This window comes from Ruegeria atlantica, assembly GCF_013032455.1.
GTDB classification, from domain to species: Bacteria; Pseudomonadota; Alphaproteobacteria; order Rhodobacterales; family Rhodobacteraceae; genus Ruegeria; species Ruegeria atlantica_B.
This window is the reverse complement of the sequence record NZ_WQCF01000031.1, coordinates 1-3,572: the sequence shown is the minus strand read 5'-3', so window position 1 is coordinate 3,572 and position 3,572 is coordinate 1. Positions and strand designations below refer to the sequence as shown.

4 protein-coding genes are annotated in these 3,572 nt (G+C 53.6%); all 4 read left to right on the top strand.

Features of this window, described 5'->3' with window-relative positions:
- The first annotated feature begins 53 nt into the window (after positions 1-53).
- Complete coding sequence (gene dctP / locus GOW93_RS20590) at positions 54-1,064, top strand: TRAP transporter substrate-binding protein DctP (protein WP_170388264.1); 1,011 nt, start codon at positions 54-56, stop codon at positions 1,062-1,064.
- 71 nt (positions 1,065-1,135) lie between these two features.
- Positions 1,136-1,750: a TRAP transporter small permease gene (locus GOW93_RS20585; protein WP_170388261.1), complete on the top strand. Its 615-nt coding sequence runs from the start codon at positions 1,136-1,138 to the stop codon at positions 1,748-1,750.
- The gene (locus GOW93_RS20580) at positions 1,747-3,039 is read left to right on the top strand and encodes a TRAP transporter large permease (RefSeq protein ID WP_170388258.1); all 1,293 of its coding nucleotides are present in this window, start codon (positions 1,747-1,749) and stop codon (positions 3,037-3,039) included. Before GOW93_RS20585 ends, GOW93_RS20580 begins: the two co-directional genes overlap by 4 nt.
- 144 nt (positions 3,040-3,183) lie before the next feature.
- Positions 3,184-3,572: universal stress protein (locus tag GOW93_RS20575; RefSeq protein ID WP_170388255.1), on the top strand; the 389-nt coding region annotated here is incomplete at its 3' end.

Here is a 3,572-nt window from a genome sequence, read left to right as displayed (position 1 = left end):
GCTTCAGCATGCTGCTGAGCGGGCGTTACTCGTCAACTAGGAGGAGATACTCGATGAGTTTCAATAAATTTACTACAGGTATGGCAGCTGGCGCACTGAGCGTACTGATGTCGACGGCTGCATTCGCAGAAGACATGACTCTGCGTTTTGCAGGCGTGTTCCCGATCGATCACCAGGGCACCAAAATGATGGAGCAGGTCGCAGCAGATGTTGCAGCCGCAGACGTTGGCCTGAAGATCGAAGTTTTCCCGGCCAACCAGCTGGGTTCGGGCGAAGCCCTGTTCGAAGATGTTGCACGCGGCAACATCGATCTGGCTTCGGCATTTATCTACGCAGACACTGACCCCCGTCTGGAATTCCTGTCGATGCCGTTCCTGCTGGGCGGTTGGGATGACATGGAAAACACCCTGCTGAACATGGATTCCGAATTCAACACCATCCTGCAAGAGATCACCGACGAATACGGTGTTCGCGTGATGGCACAGAACCCCGAAGGGTTCATCGGCATCGTTGCTTCGCAAGAGCCCGACAACTGGAACAACTTTGACGACAAAGGCATGAACATTCGTGTTTGGTCGTCCAGCGTTGTGAAGTCGATGGTTGAAGAACTGGGCTTCCAGGCAACCACCATGGCATGGGGTGACATCTTCCCGGCGCTTCAGGCTGGTATCGTTGATGGCGCGATCTGCTGCACCAAGACCGCAACCTACTCGATCTTCGCCAAGTCGGATGTTGGTACCCACTTCGTCGAGTACAACTCGATCTCGGAACTGACAACCTTCTACGCGTCGCAGCGTACACTGGACAAGCTGAACGAGGAACAGGCTGCCGCACTGCAGGCAGCGCTGACCAAAGCTTCGGAAGACTTCTTTGCTTACAACCGCGAGAATGACGAAGTATTCGGTCAGAAACTGCTGGACAAAGGCTACACCATCCTGCGCCTGAGCGACGAAGAGCAGGCTGCAATGGCCAAACACGTCCAAGAGACCGTCTGGCCTGCGATGGCCCAGAGCGTTGGTCAGGACATCATCGACCGCCTGCTGGCAGCTAAAGAACAACAATAAGCAATAAGAAAAGGGCCAGCAAATCAGTTGGCCCTTTTTCGATCTTTAGCTCAACAGAGGGAGGGAGAAAGATGTCTAGCTCACCAGCTGAGCACACAGTGATCATTGAAAGCGCAGAAAACAAAACCTCGCAAAAGATCACTGATGAGCTGCCAGTTGCTATCGGATACCCGTTGAAAGCAGTGGCATTTGTCATGAGGCAGATTGTGACGTTTGCCGGTTTCTTGATGGCGTTCACATTTGGAGCCGTTGTTGTAATCCGTTATGGATTTGGTGGAGACCTTTTTGCCTACGAAGAATGGCTTCTCGGTATCAGCATCATTGGCTTTTTCGCAGGTGCTGTTCTGGCCTCTGCCCGCAACTTGCACATCAACGCGGACATTCTTGGGATTGTGATTCAAAATCCCCGGCTGATCTGGTGGCGTGGCTTTGTCGTCCTGACAGTCGAGGTGCTTGTGATCCTGTTCCTCATGTACGCATGCTATGTCTCGCTGCTTGATGACTTCTCATTCCCCCGGCTACGCGCAACCCCGGTGCTGCGTATTCCGTTCGTAACCTGGCGGATTTGTATCATGGTTGCCTTTGGCTTCATGGCTACGTTCACGGCGGCATATTTGTACGTGCATATCCGTAAGGGGCTGGGTCTGCCCCTGAGATCAGAAATGCAAAAAGGAGAAGCCCAATGATCATCGGAGGAAGTCTTCTTATTGTCTGCTTTATGCTGCTGTTGGGCGTTAGCGTCTATGTAGCATTCGGATCGGTTTTGATTTTCATCGCCCTTGTTGGTGATCAATCCATCACCGGCTACTTGCCGACCGGCTCAACCGGGATTCGCTCACTGGTGCTTCTGGCGATTCCGCTCTTCATGATCGCTGGTGGCATCATGGAAAAAGGTAAGATTGCTGCACCACTCGTCTCGCTGGCTGAGATGTTCATTGGACATGTCAAAGGTGGACTGAGCGCTGCGGGCGTCTTGGCCTGTGGTGTATTTGGCTCCATTTCCGGCAGTGCGAACGCGACGCTGACCTGTATTGGCGGCATCATGATGCCTCACCTGAAAAAGGCTAACTATCCGGGTGGGCAATCGGCTGCGCTGATCGTGGCGGCAAGCCCGCTGGGTCTGTTGATCCCGCCAAGCTCGTCGCACATCCTGTATGGCTGGGTTGCGCAACAGCACGTGCTGAAATGCTTCCTGTCCACGGTCATTCCCGCGATCATCCTGATCACGCTTCTGATTGTGGTTAATCAGTTCATGCTCCGGAAGTATGACAACATCAATCTGACGGAACGTCCCAAGCCGTTTCTGCCGACATTCGGAGTACAGGCACGCCTGGCCGGACCGGCGCTGATGATGCCGCTGATCATTCTGGGTGGTATCTATGGCGGCATCATGACGCCAACCGAAGCCGCCGGTATCGCCGTGGTTTACTCGATCCCGATCGCGATCTACTTCTACCGTGGCCTGACCTGGAAGACGCTGGCTCAGACCATTCAGAACTCAGGCGTCACGATTGGTGTGGTCATGGTCATGATCTTCATGGTTCTGATCGTGTCGGACAACCTGATCTCGCAAGGCGCGCCTCAGTTGGCCAAAGACATGGTTTACTCGGTGTCGGACAATCCGATTGTGATCCTTCTTATGATCAACGTCGTGATGATCCTGATCGGGATGCTGATGGACGATATTTCGGGTCTGCTGCTGGCAACACCGATCTTGCTGCCCATCGCGCAGAGCACCGGCATGGATCCGATCCATTTCGCGGCCGTAATCGGTGTGAACCTGGGTATGGCGAATATCACACCTCCTACAGCGCCATTGCTGTATCTTGGTGCCCAGGTCTGTGATGAGCCGGTTTCGCGTATGCTGTGGCCAACCTTGGTCTTCATCGTATTCGCCTGGCTTCCGACCCTGATGCTGACCACCTTCGTGCCAGAGCTCGCGCTCTTCCTGCCTGACCTGCTGTTGGGTCGGTAACTGCGCGAAAGTGCAAATACCACGTCTTGTATCGATGGACGCACCCCAAGTTTAAGTTTGGGGTGCGTGTTATCTCCCTTAAGAACAAGTTGGGGGAGACAAGTCTAAAACAGAAATGTGGAAACCTTTAACTAGAGGTTAGAAATGTACAGCAATATCTTAGTAGCGCTCTCTCTTGAGCATGGCATCAGTGAACCTGCTCTTGCCGCAGCGCGCGCCCTGCTCTCGGAAGGCGGAAAAATCACCGCGGCCCATATTCATGAACCTCCAAATAGACAGATCATGTACTACATGGATGAAGGGATCGCTGAAAAATCTCTCGAGAAGGCGAAGGCGAGTCTGGCCGAACGCCTGAAAGACGAAGCCGAAGTCTCTTCTGTCTTGATCGAAAGTCAATCGGCAGGCCGCGCAATTACCGAATATGCCAACAAACACGGCATCGACTGCATTGTACTCGCGTCGCACAAACCCGGAATGAAAGACTTCTTTCTGGGGTCAACAGCCGCTCTCGTCGTGCGCCACGCTCGGTGCTC